This window comes from Sphingomonas sp. LT1P40 (genome assembly GCF_036663835.1).
Lineage (GTDB): Bacteria > Pseudomonadota > Alphaproteobacteria > Sphingomonadales > Sphingomonadaceae > Sphingomonas.
Genome location: NZ_JAXOJT010000001.1, coordinates 871,420 through 890,627, shown reverse-complemented (window position 1 = coordinate 890,627; position 19,208 = coordinate 871,420). Strand labels below are relative to the sequence as shown.

The 19,208-nt window shown below is 64.4% G+C and carries 20 protein-coding genes; 14 read left to right on the top strand and 6 right to left on the bottom strand.

What is annotated here, in order from left to right; genetic code table 11:
• Positions 1-4 precede the first annotated feature (4 nt).
• Complete coding sequence (locus U1702_RS04280) at positions 5-1,423, bottom strand: tetratricopeptide repeat protein (protein WP_332722364.1); 1,419 nt, start codon at positions 1,421-1,423, stop codon at positions 5-7.
• Between the two features lie 185 nt (positions 1,424-1,608).
• On the opposite strand from U1702_RS04280, the gene rimO reads away from it, so the two are divergent.
• Genes rimO through U1702_RS04260 form a run of 4 tightly spaced genes read left to right on the top strand, consistent with a single transcriptional unit; the run spans position 1,609 to position 6,939 of the window.
• Positions 1,609-2,934: a 30S ribosomal protein S12 methylthiotransferase RimO gene (gene rimO / locus U1702_RS04275; protein ID WP_332722362.1), complete on the top strand. Its 1,326-nt coding sequence runs from the start codon at positions 1,609-1,611 to the stop codon at positions 2,932-2,934.
• Complete coding sequence (locus U1702_RS04270) at positions 2,935-3,855, top strand: hypothetical protein (RefSeq protein WP_332722360.1); 921 nt, start codon at positions 2,935-2,937, stop codon at positions 3,853-3,855.
• Positions 3,852-5,243: a leucyl aminopeptidase family protein gene (locus U1702_RS04265; protein ID WP_332722358.1), complete on the top strand. Its 1,392-nt coding sequence runs from the start codon at positions 3,852-3,854 to the stop codon at positions 5,241-5,243. Before U1702_RS04270 ends, U1702_RS04265 begins: the two co-directional genes overlap by 4 nt.
• 40 nt (positions 5,244-5,283) lie before the next feature.
• Positions 5,284-6,939, top strand: coding sequence for a thiamine pyrophosphate-binding protein (locus U1702_RS04260; protein ID WP_332722357.1), 1,656 nt, complete (start codon positions 5,284-5,286; stop codon positions 6,937-6,939).
• On the opposite strand, the gene U1702_RS04255 is transcribed toward U1702_RS04260, so the two are convergent.
• Both U1702_RS04255 and U1702_RS04250 read right to left on the bottom strand, forming a co-directional pair.
• A complete protein-coding gene (locus U1702_RS04255) occupies positions 6,936-7,256 on the bottom strand; it encodes a helix-turn-helix domain-containing protein (protein WP_332722356.1) in 321 nt (106 codons plus the stop codon). The two genes, U1702_RS04260 and U1702_RS04255, sit on opposite strands and share 4 nt — an antisense overlap.
• Before the next feature lie 152 nt (positions 7,257-7,408).
• Positions 7,409-7,579 carry a CsbD family protein gene (locus U1702_RS04250; protein WP_332722354.1) on the bottom strand — a complete coding sequence of 57 codons (171 nt, stop codon included), beginning with the start codon at positions 7,577-7,579 and terminating at the stop codon, positions 7,409-7,411.
• 91 nt (positions 7,580-7,670) lie between these two features.
• Here U1702_RS04250 and U1702_RS04245 point away from each other — a divergent pair, with 91 nt between their 5' ends.
• Positions 7,671-8,267 carry a class I SAM-dependent DNA methyltransferase gene (locus U1702_RS04245; RefSeq protein WP_332722352.1) on the top strand — a complete coding sequence of 199 codons (597 nt, stop codon included), beginning with the start codon at positions 7,671-7,673 and terminating at the stop codon, positions 8,265-8,267.
• Positions 8,268-8,308: 41 nt separating this feature from the next.
• Positions 8,309-8,878, top strand: a complete 570-nt coding sequence (locus tag U1702_RS04240) for a hypothetical protein (RefSeq protein ID WP_332722349.1) — start codon at positions 8,309-8,311, stop codon at positions 8,876-8,878.
• On the opposite strand, the gene thiS is transcribed toward U1702_RS04240, so the two are convergent.
• Complete coding sequence (gene thiS, locus U1702_RS04235; protein WP_332722348.1) at positions 8,875-9,885, bottom strand: sulfur carrier protein ThiS; 1,011 nt, start codon at positions 9,883-9,885, stop codon at positions 8,875-8,877. The genes U1702_RS04240 and thiS overlap by 4 nt on opposite strands.
• Positions 9,886-9,962: 77 nt before the next feature.
• Here thiS and aroQ point away from each other — a divergent pair, with 77 nt between their 5' ends.
• The 4 genes from aroQ (at position 9,963) to U1702_RS04215 (ending at position 13,116) form a co-directional block, all read left to right on the top strand.
• The gene (gene aroQ / locus U1702_RS04230) at positions 9,963-10,397 is read left to right on the top strand and encodes a type II 3-dehydroquinate dehydratase (protein ID WP_332722346.1); all 435 of its coding nucleotides are present in this window, start codon (positions 9,963-9,965) and stop codon (positions 10,395-10,397) included.
• A 66-nt stretch (positions 10,398-10,463) separates the two neighbouring features.
• Complete coding sequence (accB, locus tag U1702_RS04225) at positions 10,464-10,949, top strand: acetyl-CoA carboxylase biotin carboxyl carrier protein (protein ID WP_332722344.1); 486 nt, start codon at positions 10,464-10,466, stop codon at positions 10,947-10,949.
• 112 nt (positions 10,950-11,061) lie between these two features.
• Positions 11,062-12,417, top strand: a complete 1,356-nt coding sequence (gene accC, locus U1702_RS04220) for an acetyl-CoA carboxylase biotin carboxylase subunit (protein WP_332722342.1) — start codon at positions 11,062-11,064, stop codon at positions 12,415-12,417.
• 126 nt (positions 12,418-12,543) lie between these two features.
• Positions 12,544-13,116: a hypothetical protein gene (locus tag U1702_RS04215; protein ID WP_332722340.1), complete on the top strand. Its 573-nt coding sequence runs from the start codon at positions 12,544-12,546 to the stop codon at positions 13,114-13,116.
• A gap of 41 nt (positions 13,117-13,157) precedes the next feature.
• Here the strand turns inward: U1702_RS04215 and U1702_RS04210 are convergent, their stop codons facing one another.
• Complete coding sequence (locus tag U1702_RS04210) at positions 13,158-13,517, bottom strand: PAS domain-containing protein (RefSeq protein ID WP_332722338.1); 360 nt, start codon at positions 13,515-13,517, stop codon at positions 13,158-13,160.
• Positions 13,518-13,630: 113 nt separating this feature from the next.
• On the opposite strand from U1702_RS04210, the gene U1702_RS04205 reads away from it, so the two are divergent.
• On the top strand, positions 13,631-15,088 hold the full coding sequence (locus U1702_RS04205) for a phospholipase D-like domain-containing protein (RefSeq protein WP_332722337.1): 1,458 nt from the start codon (positions 13,631-13,633) through the stop codon (positions 15,086-15,088).
• On the opposite strand, the gene U1702_RS04200 is transcribed toward U1702_RS04205, so the two are convergent.
• Complete coding sequence (locus U1702_RS04200) at positions 15,085-15,834, bottom strand: energy transducer TonB (RefSeq protein ID WP_332722335.1); 750 nt, start codon at positions 15,832-15,834, stop codon at positions 15,085-15,087. The genes U1702_RS04205 and U1702_RS04200 overlap by 4 nt on opposite strands.
• Positions 15,835-15,912: 78 nt before the next feature.
• Here U1702_RS04200 and purL point away from each other — a divergent pair, with 78 nt between their 5' ends.
• From purL to U1702_RS04185, 3 genes are all read left to right on the top strand, one after another.
• On the top strand, positions 15,913-18,132 hold the full coding sequence (gene purL, locus U1702_RS04195) for a phosphoribosylformylglycinamidine synthase subunit PurL (RefSeq protein WP_332722334.1): 2,220 nt from the start codon (positions 15,913-15,915) through the stop codon (positions 18,130-18,132).
• 174 nt (positions 18,133-18,306) lie between these two features.
• Entirely contained in the window at positions 18,307-18,726 is a 420-nt protein-coding gene (locus U1702_RS04190) for a hypothetical protein (protein ID WP_332722332.1), read from the top strand.
• 13 nt (positions 18,727-18,739) lie between these two features.
• Complete coding sequence (locus U1702_RS04185; RefSeq protein ID WP_332722330.1) at positions 18,740-19,180, top strand: hypothetical protein; 441 nt, start codon at positions 18,740-18,742, stop codon at positions 19,178-19,180.
• Positions 19,181-19,208: the final 28 nt, after the last annotated feature.

Genomic DNA, 19,208 nt, shown 5'->3' with positions numbered 1-19,208 from the left:
GTTCTCAACGTGCCTGTGCCAGCCGCCAGGCCGTGGCGACCTTGAACCGAAAAATCGGCGAATATTCCCGCGTCTCGCTCTGCGCTGCGGCATCGAAATCGCGATAGCTGGCAAGGCGCGCGAGCAACAGCCTCCCGGCATCGGTCAGATAGGGATAGGCGCGACCCGGCCGCCCGCTGGCGGTCAGCATCGCGCCCGCATACATCTGGAAATTGATCAACAACTTGTCGCTGCCCGCGTCGGTGCGCTTGGCGATCGCCACCAGCTGTTCGATCACCGGCAGCGCGCGGTCGAACCGGCCCCCGTCCTGTTTGGCGATCGCCAAGATCTGGCCGGTCAGCAACTTGATCCGCACCGATGCCGGATTGGCCTCGTTCCGCGTCGCCGCCGCCAGCCGCGCCAGATAGGGTTCGGCCTCGCCGGTCTGTCCTGCATCGATCAGCGCGATGCCCAGTCCCGCCGCCGCCACATCGGCCATCGCCGATTGCGCGCCAAACTGCTTCTCGGCCTTCGCCAGCTCGGCGCGCGCCGCCTCGATCGGGTTGGCGGCGGGCCCGGTCGCCCACCATGCAATCCGCGAGCGGACCTGTGCGTCGGGCTTGGCAAGGCGGTCGATCCGCACCGCCATCGCCCGCGCATCGGCGTCACGACCCTGGCGACGCAACGCGTTGGCAAGGCCCGCCATGGCGTCGAGCGAACGAACGCCCTTTTCCCCCTCGGCCCGCTCGAACAACGCCACAGCCTGACGGAAGGATTGCTCCGCCTCACGATCGCGATCCATCGAGTAATAGGCGGTACCGGTGCATTCATGCACCATCCCGGCCAGCATCATCTCGTCCGAAGTCTTCTCGGGCAATTTGCCCGCCAGCGGCGACAACAGCTCCACCGCCGCCTGCCCCTTGCCCAAATTCCACTGCGCGATGCACAGCGATACTGCGGCGATCACCGCCGTGCGGCCCGTCGGCCCCTGCAACTTGCGCGCGAGCGCCAGCCGCCGCTCCGCAACCGGCACGAACTTGTCCATCGCGACCAGCCGGTCGTAATAGCTGGTCAACCCGCCAAGCATGCCCAGCGCCTCCTGACTCTCCCGCCCGACGCGCGTATCGATATAGTCCTGCGCGCGCAGGATGACGTCCTCAACCTTGATGTTGCCGGCCGTCGCGACCAGCATGGCGCTGGCCATCGCCAGATCGGCGCAAACGGTACCCTGTGGCTGCTGCGTCCGGCAATTCTCGAACGCGGGAATGATCGCGTCCGCCGCCTTGCCATAGTCGCCGCGGTCGAACGCGGCGATCCCCTCCGGCGGCACCGGAACGCGTGCCGCCTCCTGTGCGGCGGCGGGCAGCGCGAACCCGGCGGCAGCCGCAATCAGAATGGCACCGCTACAGCGTAGAACCGCCACCCGACACGCTTTGCCGATCATCGCTTCCGCCCTCCCCAGCCTGGCACCCGGTGCAACAAGAATTTATCTGTATCGCGCGAATATCTGACCGGTCCCAACATCGCCGACAACTGACAAATTATGAAAGGCCCGGCGGCGCGCGCGCTTGCTGTCCCATCTAGCGGCCCTATCTTTTTCTGCAAAATTCCCTATCTGCCCGACCAATCATGGCAACGCGACTTCCCGAAGCCCCCAAGGTGGGCATGGTGTCGCTCGGCTGTCCCAAGAATCTGGTCGACTCCGAGCGTATCCTGACCAAACTCCGCAGCGACGGCTATGCCTTGTCCGCCGACTATGCCGGTGCCGACATCGTGCTGGTCAACACCTGCGGCTTCCTCGATTCCGCCAAAGAAGAGAGCCTCGAAGCCATCGGCGAAGCGATGGCCGAGAATGGCCGCGTTATCGTCACTGGCTGCATGGGAAAGGAAGCCGAGGTCATCCGCGCCCGTTTCCCGAACGTCCTCGCCGTCACCGGTGCGCATCAATATGAGGAAGTCGTCGGCGCGGTCCACGAAGCGGCCCCGATGCCGCCGAATGCGTTCCTGAACCTCGTGCCCGAAAGCGGCCTGAAACTCACCCCGCGCCACTACAGCTATCTGAAGATTTCAGAGGGCTGCAACCATCGTTGCTCCTTCTGCATCATCCCGTCGATCCGCGGCGACCTCGTGTCACGCCGCCCGGACGCGATCCTGCGCGAAGCCGAAAAGCTGGTCGCGGCGGGCACGAAGGAGCTGCTGGTCATCAGCCAGGATACCTCGGCTTACGGCGTCGACATCCGCAAGGAACCGCGGATGTGGAAGGGCGAACCCGTCATTCCCCACATGACCGACCTCGCCCGCGAACTTGGCAAGATCGCCCCCTGGGTCCGCCTCCACTACGTCTACCCCTACCCCCATGTCGATCAGGTCATCCCGCTGATGGCGGAGGGCCTCGTCCTCCCCTATCTCGACATCCCGTTTCAGCATGCCAGCCCCGCCGTCCTTCGCACGATGAAGCGCCCGGCGAACGAAGCAAAGGTGCTGGAGCGGCTGAAAACCTGGCGCAGCATCGCCCCCGACATCACCATCCGCTCGACCTTCGTCGTCGGTTTCCCCGGTGAAACCGAGGCCGACTTCCAGTACCTTCTCGACTGGCTCGACGAAGCCCAGCTCGACCGCGTCGGCGCATTCCGCTTCGAGCCGGTCGACGGTGCAGCCGCCAACGACCTGCCTGGTGCCGTGCCGGAAGAGGTCAAGGAAGAGCGCTACGCCCGCATCATGGAAAAGACCGCCGCGATCAGCGCCGCGAAGCTTCAGGCGAAAATCGGCCGCACGCTCGACGTCATCATCGACGAGGTCGAAGGCGACGGTGCCAACGCCCGCAGCCAGTCGGACGCGCCCGAAATCGACGGCACCGTCTTCCTGCGCGACGCCGGCCACCTGAAACAGGGTGATATCGTCGCGGTCGAGATCGAGGATGCCGACGACCACGACCTCTACGGCGTGCCTGCCTGAATGCTTCGGGCGCTGGCGACATTGCCGCTGGTCGCCCTGCTCGGCGTGCAGTCACCCGACGGCGTCAACACCACGCCGGTCGATCCGCTGGCGGTGCAGGACGACGACTTCGCCCGCCACCGCGATCCCGCCACATGGCGCGGTCTGACCGTCTCGCGCATCGAGTTCCGTGAGGAACGCGGCCAGTGGCGCCTGTTCCGCATCGCCAACACCGCCAAGCCGCGCGGCCCGTTATGGTTCGTGCCGCACGATAACGAAAATGCCGGGTTCGAGGCCGCACTCGCCGGGGTCCGCGCTTATGGCGGCGTGGTCATTGTGGTGGATTCGGGCGTCGCCGAGGATCGCGACGGCAAGCGCCGCAACGAAGCGGTCGAGCGTGGTCGCCCGATCGACCCCAATCGCAATTTCCGCGACGGTTATCCGCTCTATTCAACCACCATCCTTGCCGATTATGCGCGCGGTGCCCGCCCGATCGTCGCGCTGCACACCAATTCGCCCGGCTTCGACCCCGGCTACTCGCGCTGCAACCAGTCAGACCCGAAAGGGCGCGGCGAAGTCTCGATCCGCTTCTGCGACGACGTGATGCAACCCCACGCCTCACAGGCGCGCGCCTGGCCATTCGACGATGACGACAGCCTCGCCTATGTCGCCCACCGCAGCGGCACCTCCCCCTTCTCCGCCTATTGCGGCAAGGCGCTCGCCCTCGCCGATTTCAACGTCGTGTTCGAGAAGGTCACGGTCAGCGACGGTTCGCTCTCCAACCACGCCCTGCTGCGCGGCCTGAACTACGTCAATTTCGAAACGCAGGAACGCGGCCTCGACCCCGCCGCCCTCGCACAATCGCGCAATCGCTTGATCGCGATGATCGACCGCGCGATGACCGTCTGCACTGCGCCCATCACCCGGCTGGAGCCTCGATGATCGACCTTTCACAGTTGCTACAGCCCGATCGCGGCCAGCCCGCCCGCCAGATTCACGTCGTCCATCCGCGCGACTGGGAAAGCTGGCTCAACGCGCAACCGCCGCGCACGCGCACCGCCATCGCCGCCAACAAAGTGACCGGCAAGGCCGGAAACCGCGCGATCTTCCCCGGCGACTCCGCCGACGAATGGTCGATCCTGCTGGTGTGCGACGAAGCGGAAACCTCGCCCTTCCGCATCGCCTCGCTTGCCGAGCAATTGCCCGAGGGGACCTACCGTCTCGCCACCGGCGAACCGGGCGCTGCGATGCTCGGCTGGATGCTCGCGCAATATCGCTTCGACCGCTACCGCAAGGATGAGAATGCGCGCGGTCCGCGCACGCTGCTGACCGGAGAACCCGGACGGATCGGCGAGATGTTTGCACTCGCCGCCGCGACATTCAGCGTCCGTAATCTGGTCAACACGCCCGCGTCTGACATGGGACCGGCGGAACTGGAGGCTGAAACGGCCGCGCTGGCGAATGCCGTCGGCGCAACGCTCACCGTCACGCGCGGCGACGCGCTCGAGCAGGGCTATCCGATGATCCACGCGGTCGGCCGGGCCGCCGCACGCGGGCGCGAGCCGCGCCTGATCGAGCTCGAATGGGGCGACCCCGCGCATCCCCGCCTCGCGCTGGTCGGCAAGGGCGTATGCTTCGACACCGGCGGGCTCGATATCAAGCCGTCCGCCGGCATGCGCCTGATGAAAAAGGACATGGGCGGCGCGGCGCACGCACTGGCGCTGGCCGGGGTCATCATCGCGCTGCGGCTGCCGGTTCGCCTTCATTTGCTGATCCCCGCGGTCGAGAATGCCGTTTCGGGCGACGCCTTCCGCCCAGGCGACGTGTTGCGGACACGGCTCGGTCTGACCGTCGAAAACACCAATACCGACGCCGAAGGCCGCCTGATTCTCGGCGACGCGCTAACAAAGGCGGTCGAGGGCAAGCCCGATCTGATCCTTGATTTCGCCACGCTGACCGGTGCCGCCCGTGTCGCGCTCGGCCCCGATCTGCCTGCGCTGTTTGCCAATGACGACGCCCTGTCCGCCGCCTATCTCGATGCCGGAACGGCGGAGTACGACCCGCTGTGGCGACTGCCGTTATGGGATGCCTATGACGACATGCTGAAATCCGACATCGCCGACATGGTCAACGCCGCCGACGGCCCCTTCGCCGGGCCGATCACCGCTGCCTTGTTCCTGCGCCGCTTCGTGCCGAAAGACATCGCCTGGGCGCATCTCGACCTGTTCGCGTGGCGTCCCGTCGCCAAGCCCGGCCGTCCGAAGGGCGGCGACGCCATGGCCCTGCGCGCGAGCTGGGCGATGCTGAAGGCGCGCTACGGCACCAAGTAACCGCCTCGACTTTACCTGCATCCCCCGCCACAAGTCCGGAATGACGACACTCCGCACCGGCGGCCGCATATTGGTCGACAACCTCGTCGCACAGGGCTGCGACCGCATCTTCCACGTCCCCGGCGAGAGTTTCCTCGCGGTCCTCGACGCGCTGCACGACACGCCTTCGATCGATCTGGTAACTTGCCGGCAGGAAGGCGGCGCTGCATTCATGGCCTGCGCCGACGGCACGATGACCGGACGCCCCGGCATCTGCTTCGTCACCCGCGGCCCCGGGGCCACCAACGCCAGCATCGGCGTTCACGTTGCGATGCAGGATTCGCAGCCGATGATCCTGTTCATCGGCGATGTCGATCGCGGCATGCGCGACCGCGAAGGATTCCAGGAAGTCGATTTTCCCGCGATGTTCGCGCCGCTGGCCAAATGGGCGACGCGGATCGAGGATGCGGCACGCATCCCGGAATACATCGCGCGAGCGTGGAATGTCGCGATCAGCGGGCGACCGGGACCGGTGGTGATCGCGCTGCCCGAAGACATGCTGATGGATGTGGTCGAGGCAGTGGATCGGCCAAAGGTCGAGCGTCTTTGGCAATCGGTGGGACAGCATGAAATCAATGCCATGATGGAGATGGTGAGAGCGGCAGAACGACCCGTAGCTATTGTCGGCGGAGCCGGCTGGGATCTAGCGACTGGAGCCGCGTTTGGTGGTTTCGCGCGGAGTTGGGGCATTCCTGTCGCAGGCGCGTTTCGCCGTCAGGATTCTGTCCGGAACGGATCCAGCCAATGGGCTGGGAATCTCGGCTACGGCCCCAACCCGAAGTTGGTGGAGCGAATAAAAGCGGCGGATCTATTGCTGGTTGTCGGCGCTCGGCTCGGCGAAGCAACCACCGATGGCTATACCCTTATCACGCCCGATCATCCCGGTCAGAAGCTCATCCACGTCTATCCTGACCCTGATGAGCTAAACCGCGTCTACCGCGCAGATCTTGCTATCTGTTCGGACACTGTCTCCTTTGCGATGGCCGCAGACATCGCCGGGCACCCCGAAACGCTGCCTCCAGCGTGCGCCGAAGCCCATGCCGAGTGGCTAGACTGGTCCACCCCCAAACCCCGCGACGGCGTCGCCCTGGACCTCGGCCAATGCGTCGCCGCGATGCGCGAGCGGATTGCGCCCGACGAAGCCATCATCTGCAACGGCGCGGGCAATTTCTCCGCCTGGTGGCACCGCTACTGGCACTACGGCGCGCAACCCTCGCAGCTTGCCCCGACTGCGGGCGCGATGGGTTATGGCACCCCCGCCGCCGTTGCGGCAGCCCTGCGCCATCCCGAAAAACTCGCCATCGCCCTCGCTGGCGACGGCGATTTCATGATGAACGGACAGGAACTCGCCACGGCGATCCAGCACGGCGTCAACATGCTGGTGCTCATCATCGACAACGGCGCTTACGGCACGATCCGCATGCATCAGGAACGCGAATTCCCCGCGCGCCTGTCCGGCACCACGCTGCATAACCCCGATTTCGCCGCGCTCGCCCGTGCCTATGGCGGCTGGTCCGAAACCGTCGAGCGCACCGATGAATTCGCCCCCGCGCTCGACCGCGCGCTCGCGCAGACCGGCGTTCGCGTCCTGCATCTCAAAACCGATGTGGAAATTATCAGTCCCGGCACCACGATCAGCGCGATCCGCGGAAATTAGGCCGCGACCAACACCCGCTTGTCGGCCAGCGCTGTCCCAATCGCATCCGCTGCCCAGCGCTCGCACAGCCCCACCGTGCGCGCGAACGCCCTGACAAAGCCCTTGATATACACCCGACCGGGGATGAGATCGAACCGCTCCGCCTCGATCGCGGCCAGATAACGGATCGGCACCCGCGTTTGCGCGGCGACATCCTCGATCGTCATCGCGCAGCGCAGTCGCGCCGCGCACAATGCCGATCCCACGCTGCCGCGCGGCTCGATGCGCCAGTCGCCCAGCGCGAAGGGAAGGATGGATTGCTCTGCAATGGCGATCATCGACGTCGGCCCCCCGGCTGACAAACACGGGATCATCCCGCGCGAGAACGTAATGCACCTCGACAATCGAAGAGTCGACTCTGCCTGCCCACGAAAAAGGGCCGTTTCCCGCAGGAAACGGCCCTAATCACTGGTTAACGCGAGCGACAGCGTCAGATATCGTCGCCCAACGCACCCTTCACCTTACCGGCGAGCTGCTGGCCCTTGCCTTTGGCTTCCTGCGCAGCGCCATCGGCACGCGTGTCGGGATCGTTGCTCTGCTGCTTCGCCTTGCCAACCGCTTCGTTGACGTTGCCTTTGATCTTGTCGACGAGTTCGCCCATGATGGCCTCCTTGGATTGTCGGTTCGGATATCCAACCGACGGGGCATGAGGGGGTTCCGAAAATTCGCGCGAAAATCCGCAGCTTGGCGCGATGCCCGACCGGATAGCCGAACTTTATCAGCGCCACGCGCTGGCGTTCGATGCGGCACGTCGCCGCAGCTTTCCCGAACGCGCCTGGCTCGAACGCTTCGTGCGCAGCATCCCCAAGGGCGGCGAAATCCTCGACCTGGGCTGTGGCGGCGGCGAACCGATTGATCGCTATCTGGTCGATCGCGGTTACCGCCTGACCGGCGTCGATATCGCGCCGAGCATGATTAAACTCGCTCGTACGCGCTTCTTCCGCCAGCGCTGGATTGAGGCCGATATGCGCAGGTTCGGCGCAGAGTCCGCCGCCTATGACGGCATCGTCGCGTGGAGCAGCCTGTTCCACCTCGACGAAGAGGCACAGGCCAAACTGATCCAGCGCATGGCCATCTGGCTGAAACGCGGCGGCGTCGCGCTCTTCAATACCGGTCCAGACAAGGGCATCGCAATCGGCGAGTTGGAGGGCGAGGAGCTGTTCCACGCCAGCCTGTCTCCCGGCGAATATCGCGCGCTGTTCGCCAAGAGCGGCTTGGCCGAGATCGCCCACCGCATCGAAGACCCGACCTGCGGCGGTATGACCGTGTGGCTGGTGGGGAAGGTCTGATGAAGTTTTTGCTTGGCCTTCTCGGCGCATTGCTTCTGGTTTTGCTCGGCTGGATCGGCGGTCCGGTTGCGATGACGAGCTATCGGGTGGCGACTTCAGCCAATGCAAATGTCGCACGCTACGCAGTCGCCGGTGCGCTGGTCGAAACGCACCAACGGTCTGGGGAGGACGGCTTTCGGTTCAAAATAACGATCATGACTGATTACGCGCCGATCCGGGCATGTGGCTATGATCCAGCTATCTTGCTTCAGAGCGAGAAGGTGCCGTTCCTGTTGTCCGCCGACTGGGGATACGAGGTGCTGCGGCGACGCGAGGCACGCGACTTCAAAGCCATCACGCGCGAGTCTCGCGCATCCCATTTTGCCGAGCATCATTCCGTCGCCACGATGGCGGCGCTGACGGAATGTCTCAACTCACCGTTCGCGCCGCTTTGCCGGGGCAAAGTTGATCGCATGACAATTGCGGCAGATGCGGCGGAGGCGAAACAGATCGCTGAAAGTCAGGCGTTCGCCCGCGAGCAGGACGCTGGTATTCTCTGCACGTTCCTCGACGGGGCGGCGGCGCGTCGCGGAATTGCAAAGCTGGTCACCGCGCCGAAGTCCGTGCCTTAGATCAGCCCCGCCAGCGGACTCGACGGGTCCGCGTACCGCCGCAACCCCATCCGCCCGGACAGATAAGCCAGCCGCCCGCTCTCCACCGCCAGCTTCATCGCGCGCGCCATCAGGATCGGGTCTTTCGCCTCGGCGATGGCGGTGTTCATCAGCACGCCATCGCAACCCAGCTCCATCGCCACCGCCGCGTCGCTCGCGGTACCGACCCCGGCATCGACCAGCACCGGCACCCCGGCACCCTCGACGATCAGCCGGATCGTCACGCGGTTCTGGATACCCAGCCCCGACCCGATCGGCGCGCCCAGCGGCATGATCGCGACCGCGCCCGCATCCTCCAGCTGCTTCGCGCCGATCGGATCGTCGACGCAGTAAACCATCGGCTTGAACCCCTCGTTCGCCAGGATCTCGGTCGCCTTCAGCGTCTCGCGCATGTCCGGATACAGCGTTTTCGCCTCCCCCAGCACTTCCAGCTTCACCAGCTCCCAGCCGCCCGCCTCACGCGCCAGCCGCAACGTGCGGATCGCCGAGTCCGCGTCGAAACACCCGGCGGTGTTCGGCAGATACGTAATCTTCTTCGGATCGATGAAATCGGTCAGCATCGGCGCATTGCGATCGGATACATTCACCCGCCGCACCGCGACGGTCACGATCTCCGCGCCCGCAGCCTCCACCGCCGCCGCGTTCTGCGCGAAATCCTTGTATTTGCCGGTCCCGACGATCAGCCGCGATCGGAACGTCTTGCCCGCCACGCTCCAGCTGTCGTCGGTCACCGCCGCCGCATGATCGCCACCGCCGACAAAATGCACGATCTCGATCTCATCACCGTCCTCGACCAGCACCTGCCCAAGCGTCGAACGCGGCACGACCTCCAGGTTGCGCTCGACCGCGACCTTCTCCGGCACCAGCCCCAGCTCGTTGGCAAGCCCGGCCAGCGAAATCCCGCCCATCACCCGGCGATGCTCGCCATTGACCGTGATCGTGATCGTGCCATCGCTGTGAGTCTGCATGCTGGTCCTTTCGCTTGGGCGCGATATAGGGACTTCGACGCAACGCTCAATCACGCGCTGACATGCCGGGGGGCCGAATGACCGACACGATCTACGTTCTCAACGGCCCGAACCTGAATTTGCTCGGCACGCGCGAGCCCGAAATCTATGGCTCGGACACGCTCGACGACATTGCGGGCATGCTGGAAGACCGCGCCCGCGCGCTCGACCTGACCATCGACATGCGCCAGTCGAATCACGAAGGGCATCTGGTCGACTGGATGCACGAGGCGCAGGCGCACGGGGCAAAGGCGGTGCTGCTCAACGCCGGTGCCTTCACCCACACCTCCATCGCGCTGCACGATTGCATCAAATCGATCCGCACCCCGGTGATCGAGGTACATCTGTCGAACCCGCATCTGCGTGAGGATTTCCGTCATTTCAGCTATGTCGGACAGGCGGCAAAGGGAACCATCGCCGGGTTTGGCGCGCTTTCCTATCTGCTGGCGCTTGAAGCGGCGGCCCGTCTCTGACAAACGGCCCGTTTCCAGACGGGCCAGCACGAACAGGCAGGCTGCGTTTATGAATTTCGAGGTCGCATGAGCGAAGATAACAAAAAGAACATGCATGTGGATATCGAGCTGGTTCGCCAGCTAGCCGCAGTGCTTGACGAAACCAACCTGACCGAGATCGAGGTCGAGGATGCCGACCGCAAGGTTCGCGTCGCGCGAAAGATCAACGTCGCGCCGGTCACCTATGCCGCGCCGGCGCCCGTTGCGGCTGCGGCACCGGCCGCCCCGGCTGCCGCTTTGGCAATGCCGTCAGACCCGGCATCGATCACCGCCAGCTATGACGACGCGGTCAAATCCCCGATGGTTGGCACCGCCTATCTCGCCCCTGAACCCGGTGCCAAGCCATTCGTGACGGTCGGCGCTCAGGTCAAGGCTGGCGACACCCTGCTGATTATCGAGGCGATGAAGGTGATGAACCCGATCGCCGCTCCGCACGCCGGCACGGTCAAGACGATCCTGATCGAAAGCGGCCAGCCGGTCGAATTCGACCAGCCCCTCGTCGTCGTCGAGTAAACGGCCCTTTATGGCTAACCGCACCAGCCCGCTCCCCCACCCGGCCACCCAGTCAGGATATGCTATGGGTGGCCGGGTGGGGGAGCGGGCTGGTGCGGTCTAGGAACAAGAGATGAAACCGATAAAAAAGCTCCTCATCGCCAATCGCGGTGAGATCGCGCTGCGCATCCACCGCGCGTGCCATGAAATGGGCATTCAGACGGTCGCGGTCCACTCGACCGCCGATACCGATGCGATGCATGTCCGGCTCGCGGATCAGGCCATCTGCATCGGCCCGCCGAGCGCGGCCGAGAGCTATCTCAACATCCCCAACATCATCTCTGCCGCCGAAATCAGCGGCGCGGATGCAATCCATCCCGGCTATGGCTTCCTTAGCGAAAACGCCAAATTCGCCGAAATCGTCGAGCTGCATAACCTGATCTTCGTCGGGCCGAAGCCCGAGCATATCCGCACGATGGGCGACAAGATCGAGGCAAAGCGCACCGCCGGCGCCCTCGGCCTGCCGCTCGTCCCCGGGTCCGACGGCGCGATCAGCGATCTGGCCGAAGCCAAGGAAATCGCGAAAAAGGCCGGCTACCCCGTCATCATCAAGGCCGCATCCGGTGGCGGCGGTCGCGGCATGAAGGTCTGCACGTCCGAGGACGAGCTCGAAACGCTAATGCAACAGGCAGGCAGCGAGGCGAAGGCCGCGTTCGGCGACGCCACCGTCTATCTCGAAAAATATCTCGGCAACCCGCGCCACATCGAAATTCAGGTGTTCGGCGACGGCAATGGCAACGCCATCCATCTGGGCGAACGCGACTGCTCGCTCCAGCGCCGCCATCAAAAGGTGCTTGAGGAAGCCCCCTCCCCCGTGCTCGGTCAGGAAGACCGCGAGCGCATCGGCGGCATCTGCGCCAAGGCGATGGCCGACATGGGCTATCGCGGCGCGGGCACGATCGAATTTCTGTGGGAGGACGGCGAGTTCTATTTCATCGAAATGAACACCCGGCTTCAGGTCGAACATCCGGTGACCGAGGCGATCACCGGTCTCGACCTCGTCCGCGAACAGATCCGCATTGCCGAGGGGCATCCGCTGACGCTACGCCAGCAGGACGTCCAATTCCGCGGCCACGCCATCGAATGCCGCATCAACGCCGAAAACCCCCGCACCTTCGCGCCGTCACCGGGCCTGGTAAAGGGCTATCACGCCCCCGGCGGCATGAACGTCCGCGTCGATAGCGGGCTGTATGCTGGCTACAAAGTGCCACCCTATTACGACAGCATGATCGCCAAGCTGATCGTCTATGGCACAACCCGCCAGGGCGCCCTGCGCCGCCTGCGCCGCGCGCTGGAGGAGTTCGTAATCGACGGCATCACCACGACGATCCCGCTGCATCAGGCGCTGCTCGACGATCCGGAGTTCCAGAAAGGCGATTATACGATCAAGTGGCTGGAAGAGTGGCTGGCGAAGCAGCACGAGGCATAGCCCTTACGCCTTGTAATAACGTTCGTGTCCACCGGTTGAACATACGCCGAGCACCACATTATCCAGTAGCAATTGCCGTTTTGAAGGGTTTATGAATAGCCGTGCGCTCTACGGTGAGGAACTAAGATGATTTGGTGGTCCTTCATGGCGGCAGTCCAGAAGGTTACGGACAGCCTCCCCGCCAAATTTACGCCGCGACAATTTCATATAGCCGTACTCGCGTGGGCCAGCCTCAACAACGGAACCCCCACGCCTGCCTTTGACTATAATGACGAAAGCCAACGATATGGCGCGATTGAGATTGCTCATAGCGTCAACGAGCTAGTTGAGGATAACAGAGAGTATCATACCGGGGTAAATGCGGTCATTACCAACCATGGTACAAGTGATATGTGCATGCGCGTTCGAAGCCTCGCGGAATATCGAAGCAATGGTACAGTCATGTACTCAAAAGGTAACCGTCGCGGATACACGGAAAGTTTCATCGTCCCGGCCGGACGCTCGGTCGCCGTACATGGAAGCAGCTATGCAACATCCGCTGAACTTAAGGCGGATTTCAGACTTGTTGCCTATGGCTGGTATCCTAGCGAACCAAACCCGGCTAGCTCCGAAAAATTGCGTTGCAAGGATCACCCGACGGGAATGATCGCCTGGATGCAAATGCCGATCGACAAAATATCCTCGTGGCTTCCTGGCTAACCTGACCGTTTATCGCTTCCTCGCGGACTCAACGAAATTCTCTAGGCCGCCTGCGACGGCGCTTCGGTCCGCGCCGCCATCTCTTCGGTCACGTCGATCTTTGTGCCGTACAGATACCGCGCCACGCCATTCTCACACACCACATCGGCGGTAATCCGCATCCAGCGAATCTCGCCATCCGCGCGCTGGATTTGCGCCTCGAACGTGAAGCTGCCCAGTTCGGCGATGGCGGCGCTGCGCAGCCGTTCCAGTTCAGCGCGCGATTCGGGCAGGTACATGCCGACCGTCAGCGCGCGATCGGGCGGCGCATCGCGTGGCAGCCCGAACAGGTCGTAAACCCCTTCGCTCCATGTCAGCGAATTGTCGGTCAGGTCGCATTGCCACGAAGCGTGGAGCGGCATTATCCCGGAATGTCCGTCACTTCGGTCCTGCATGCGCCTTGGATAACCCGGCATTCGTCAATGTCCAGTAACCGCCGCGTGACGCTGCGCTTTTCGCGCGTTATCGCTGGCGCATGGCCTCTCCCCATCCTGACTCGCTGATCTTCGATCCCGGCCGCAATTGCTGGCGCGTCGAGAATGCCACGAAACTTTCCGTCGTGGTCGATGCCGACGATTATTTCCGCGCCGCCAGGCAGGCGATGCTGGGCGCGAAGAAGCAGATTTTGCTGATCGGCTGGGATTTCGACGCGCGCATCCTGCTCACCCGCGACGATCCGTCCGACGATCCCCACGCACCCGCCGAAGTCGGCGATTTCATCAGCTGGCTGGTCAGGCAGAACCCCGACCTCAACGTCTATATCCTGCGTTGGGATCTCGGCGCGCTGAAGGCCGTGTTTCGCGGTAAAACCTTCCGCACCCTGCTCAAATGGCGCTTCGGCAAGCAGGTTCACCTGAAGCTCGATTCCACGCATCCGCCCGGCGCATCGCATCACCAGAAGATCGTCGTAATCGACGATTGCGTCGCCTTTTGCGGCGGCATCGACATGACGCTGTCACGCTGGGACACGCGCGCGCATGGCGATGGCGCGGACATGCGCATCGATCCCGATGGCGAACCCTATATGCCGTGGCACGACGCCACCACCGCGATTCAGGGTCCGGCTGCACGGGCGCTCGGTGAACTCTGCCGCGAACGCTGGCACCGCGCGGGCGGCAAGCCGGTCGCGGCGCCGCAAGCCGACCATGACTGCTGGCCCAAACGCCTGACCGCCGATTTCACCGACATCCGCGTCGCCATCGCCCGAACCCAGCCGGAGATGGACGACTCCGCACCGGTCAAGGAGATCGAGGCGCTGTATCTCGACCTGATCGCCAGCGCCCGCCACTTCATTTACGCCGAAAGCCAGTATTTCGCCTCGCGCCGCATCGCCGAAGCGATCGAAAAGCGCCTGTCTGAGCCCGAGGGCCCCGAATTCGTCATCGTCAATCCCGCGCATGCCGATGGCTGGCTGGAACAACAGGCTATGGACACGGCGCGCGCACGCCTGTTTCAGGCGCTCAAGCACCGTGATCCGCACGAACGACTGCGCATCTACCACCCGGTCACCGCTGCCGGGGACGACATCTATGTCCATGCCAAGGTCATGGCAGTGGACGACCGCTTCCTGCGCGTCGGATCGTCCAATTTCAACAATCGCTCGCTCGGCCTCGACACCGAATGCGACGTCGCACTCGCCGCGACTGACGATGCCAGCGCCGCGCGCATTGCCGCGATCCGCAACAGCCTGATCGCCGAGCATCTCGGCACCGACACGCTCACCGTCGCCAACCGCATTGCCGAAACCGGATCGCTGATCGCCGCGATCGAATCGCTGCGCACCAGCGGCCGCACATTGCGTGACTATCCCGTGCCCGATCTCGACGCGGTCGAGAAATGGCTGGCGGAAAATCAGGTGCTCGATTCGGGCGACGAGGACGTGGTGGAAGCGATGACCAAGGGCGGCTTGTTGCGGCGATTCCGTCGCAGCTAGGGCTCCAGCACTGGCGGCACCCATTCATGATTTTCCTGAATGCGTGACGGCACCGCCCGCCCCCGCCCATCTTTGGAGGGCCTGAACTTGAACCGCTCGCGGATCAATCGGCAGGTCAGCGCATCCAGCCGCGGCGTCCCGCTCGATTTCAGCACCTCGCATTCCGGCACACGGCCATTAACCTCGACCACGTACAGGACAGTGACCAAGCCGCCGATCCCGGCCTCCGACAGATCCTCGGGATAATCCGAATCGCGAATCCGCCCGCCGGTCTGGCGCGGCCCGACCGCATCGGGATCGCCCGCCCCGTCGCCATCGCCGTCCCCGCCGCCACCAAAGCCATCCCCAACGCCGCCTGCCCCGGTCCCCGGTCCCGCCACCAGCGCCGCCCCGCTCGTCGCCTGCGCCCCGTCCGCCGCCTTCTCCGCCAGCGTCATCAGCGATGGCAGCACGATCGGCACCAGTGGTTTCGGGATCTCCAACTCGGTCGCGCGCGATCGCAAATTGGGCGGAGCCGCCGCCCCCGATGGCCGCGTGTTCCGCTGCTTCATCCGCTCGGTCCGCACCTTCGGCTTCACCCGCTCCGGCGCGACCGAGAACAATGCCATCTCCGCGTCATCGTCGAGCACGCCAGACCGCACCGCCAGACCCAGCACCAGCGCCACGCCCATCACGCCCGTCACTGCCAGCGCCGCCGCCGCGCCGCCGATGCGTTGCCGCCGGTTGGATAGGATCATCGCCGTCATGCATGCCTAAACGCACAAACCTGCTGAACCGCTGCTTGCGCGTTTGATGTTGCCGCACCGTCCCGCTATGCGCGCGCCATGACTCAGATCACGCCAGAGATCGTCGCCGAACACGGCCTGTCCCCAGAGGAATACGAGCGCGTCCTGCACGCGATGGGGCGTGAGCCGAACATCACCGAACTCGGCATCTTCTCGGTCATGTGGTCGGAACATTGCAGCTATAAATCCAGCCGCATCCACTTGAAGAAATTGCCCACCGAAGCCCCCTGGGTGATCTGCGGTCCCGGCGAGAATGCCGGCGTCATCGACATCGGCGACGGCCAGGCGGCGATCTTCAAGATGGAGAGCCACAACCACCCGAGCTACATCGAACCCTATCAGGGCGCGGCGACCGGCGTCGGTGGGATCCTGCGCGACGTGTTCACGATGGGCGCACGCCCGATCGCCAATATGAACGCACTGCGCTTCGGCCGCCCCGACCACCCCAAGATGAAGCACCTGATCGCGGGGGTCGTCCACGGCATCGGCGGATACGGCAATTGCGTTGGCGTCCCCACGGTCGGCGGCGAAGTCAATTTCCACAAGGCCTATGACGGCAACATCCTGGTCAACGCGATGACGGTCGGCGTCGCGCAACAGGACAAGATTTTCTACAGCGCCGCCTCCGGCGTCGGCAACTCGATCGTCTATGTCGGCTCGAAGACCGGTCGCGACGGCATCCACGGCGCGACCATGGCCAGCGCCGATTTCGGCGAGGACGCCGATGCCAAGCGCCCCACCGTTCAGGTCGGCGATCCCTTCACCGAAAAACTGCTGATCGAGGCGTGCCTTGAGCTGATGGCGTCCGACGCGATCGTCGCGATTCAGGACATGGGCGCGGCGGGCCTGACCTCCTCCAGTGTCGAAATGGCGTCGAAGGGCGGCGTCGGCATCGAACTGATCATGGACGACGTGCCGCAACGCGAAACCGGCATGACGCCGTACGAAATGATGCTGTCCGAGAGTCAGGAACGCATGCTCATGGTCCTGAAACCCGGACGTGAGGATTTCGCCGAAGCGATCTTCCGCAAATGGGAACTCGACTTCGCCGTCATCGGCACCGTCACCGAGACGGGCCGCATGGTGCTCAAATGGAAAGGCGATGTGGTCGCCGACATCCCGCTCGCCCCGCTTGCCGACGAAGCCCCGCTTTACGACCGCCCGCACGTGCCTACACCCAAGCCCGCCGACCTGACCGATGAGCCGGAATCAACCGACATCGCCGCCGATCTGCTCAAGCTGATGGCCTCCCCCGATATCGCCAGCCGTCGCTGGATCTGGGAGCAGTATGACCACATGGTCGGTGCCGACACCGTCCAGCGCCCCGGTGGCGACGCCGCCGTCGTCCGCGTCCACGGAACGCAAAAGGGTCTCGCGATCACCACCGATTGCACCCCGCGCTATTGCTTCGCCGACCCGGTCGAGGGCGGCAAGCAGGCGGTCGCCGAAACGTGGCGCAACCTCACCGCCGTCGGCGCGACCCCGCTCGCGATCACCAACTGCCTCAACTTCGCCAATCCGCAGCGCCCGGAAATCATGGGCCAGATCGTCGGCTGCCTTGAGGGCATGGGCGACGCCTGCCGCGCGCTGAATTACCCGATCGTCTCCGGCAACGTCTCGCTCTACAATGAATCCAAGGCGACCGGCGGCGGCTCCGCGATCCTTCCCACCCCCGCTATCGGCGGCGTCGGCATCCTCGCCGACTGGTCGAAGTCGATGACCATCGCCTTCAAGAACACCGGCGACGCCGTTTTCGCGGTCGGTGAGCGCGGCGGCCATCTCGGCCAGTCGATCTGGCTCCGTGAAATCCACGGCCGCGAAGAAGGTCCACCACCACCCGTCGACCTGCGCGCCGAAAAGCGCACCGGCGATTTCATCCGTGCCTGCATCGACAAGGGGCTGGTCAACGCCGTCCATGACGTATCCGACGGCGGCATGGCCGTGACCCTCGCCGAAATGGCGCTGGCGTCCGGCATAGGTGTGACGATCGATCAGGCTCAGCCTTTCGGTGTTGCCGGGTCGTTCTTCGGTGAGGATCAGGGCCTTTACCTCGTCACCGTCCCCGACGAAGCATTGACCGAATTCCTCACCGCCTCGTCCGCCGCCGACGTGCCCGCCGACCCGCTCGGCCGCACGATCAAGGACCGCCTGATCTTCGAACTCGACGAAGGCGACTGGAGCGTCACCATCGCCGATCTGCGGGAAGCGCATGAAGGCTTCTTCCCCGCGCTAATGGGTCCCGACGCCGCCCTCGCCTAGTCAGGCTTGGGATATATCGGCTTCGGGAAGAACCTCAGCCGGGTCCGGAGCCGCACGCTATCGCACCCCGGGGCTGTGCGGACAGCCTGGTCGCGTCACGGCCACAACACTTCATTTCCTGTGGCATCGATTTGTGCCACCTTGCGGTCCTGCTCGTCGGAGAGGACCACCCCAGTGACCGTCGGCTATTCGACCACCCCGCTCGCCGACAAACTCGGCCTCAAACCCGGCATGCGTATGTTCGTCCTCGATATGCCACCCGACGTGCGGGCCGGGATCGGTCTCGACGCGCTGGGGCTGGAGTTGCTTGCCGCCCCCTGCGCCGGGATCGACGCCGCACATATATTCGTCACCGATCGGGCCACGCTCGACCGCGAGCTAGGGGCGCTGCGCCAGCTGATCTCGCCGAGCGGTTTCATCTGGGCTTCCTGGCCCAAAAAGGCGTCGAAAGTCCCGACCGACATCACCGAGGATGTGATCCGCGCGGTGGCGCTGCCACTCGGCCTCGTCGATGTGAAGGTCTGCGCGGTGGACGAGATCTGGTCGGGCCTTAAGCTGATGATCCGCAAGGAGCTGCGTGGCCGGGGCGAATAGACAAGGGGGCAATATGCAGAATTGGACCACCGCCAGACGCATTGGCGTCGCCACGCTGGTCGCGGGGACGCTCGATATCCTCGCCGCGATGGGGCTTACGCTCTTCTACGGGCGACCGGTCGATGCCATGCTGCGCTACGTCGCGTCCGGGCCGTTTCCCGGCGCAACCGGTTGGGGCGCGTCCGGCGCAATTCTCGGCCTCGCGGTCCATTTCGCGCTGATGGCGGTGATGGCCGCCGCGTTCGTCCTTGCCGCCAACCGCATGCCCCGGCTGAAGGCGCACCCGATACCCTGGGGCACGATCTACGGCCTCGTCACCTATATCGAGATGAACCTGATCGTCGTACCGCTGCGCTTCGGCATCTTCCCGTCCACGGCGCTCGGCATCGGCACCCAGCTTGCCTTCCACATCGTGCTGGTCGGCATCCCCATCGCCCTGATCGCACGGCGCTAGCAGGACGAACGCGACTGCTGTATTGCGC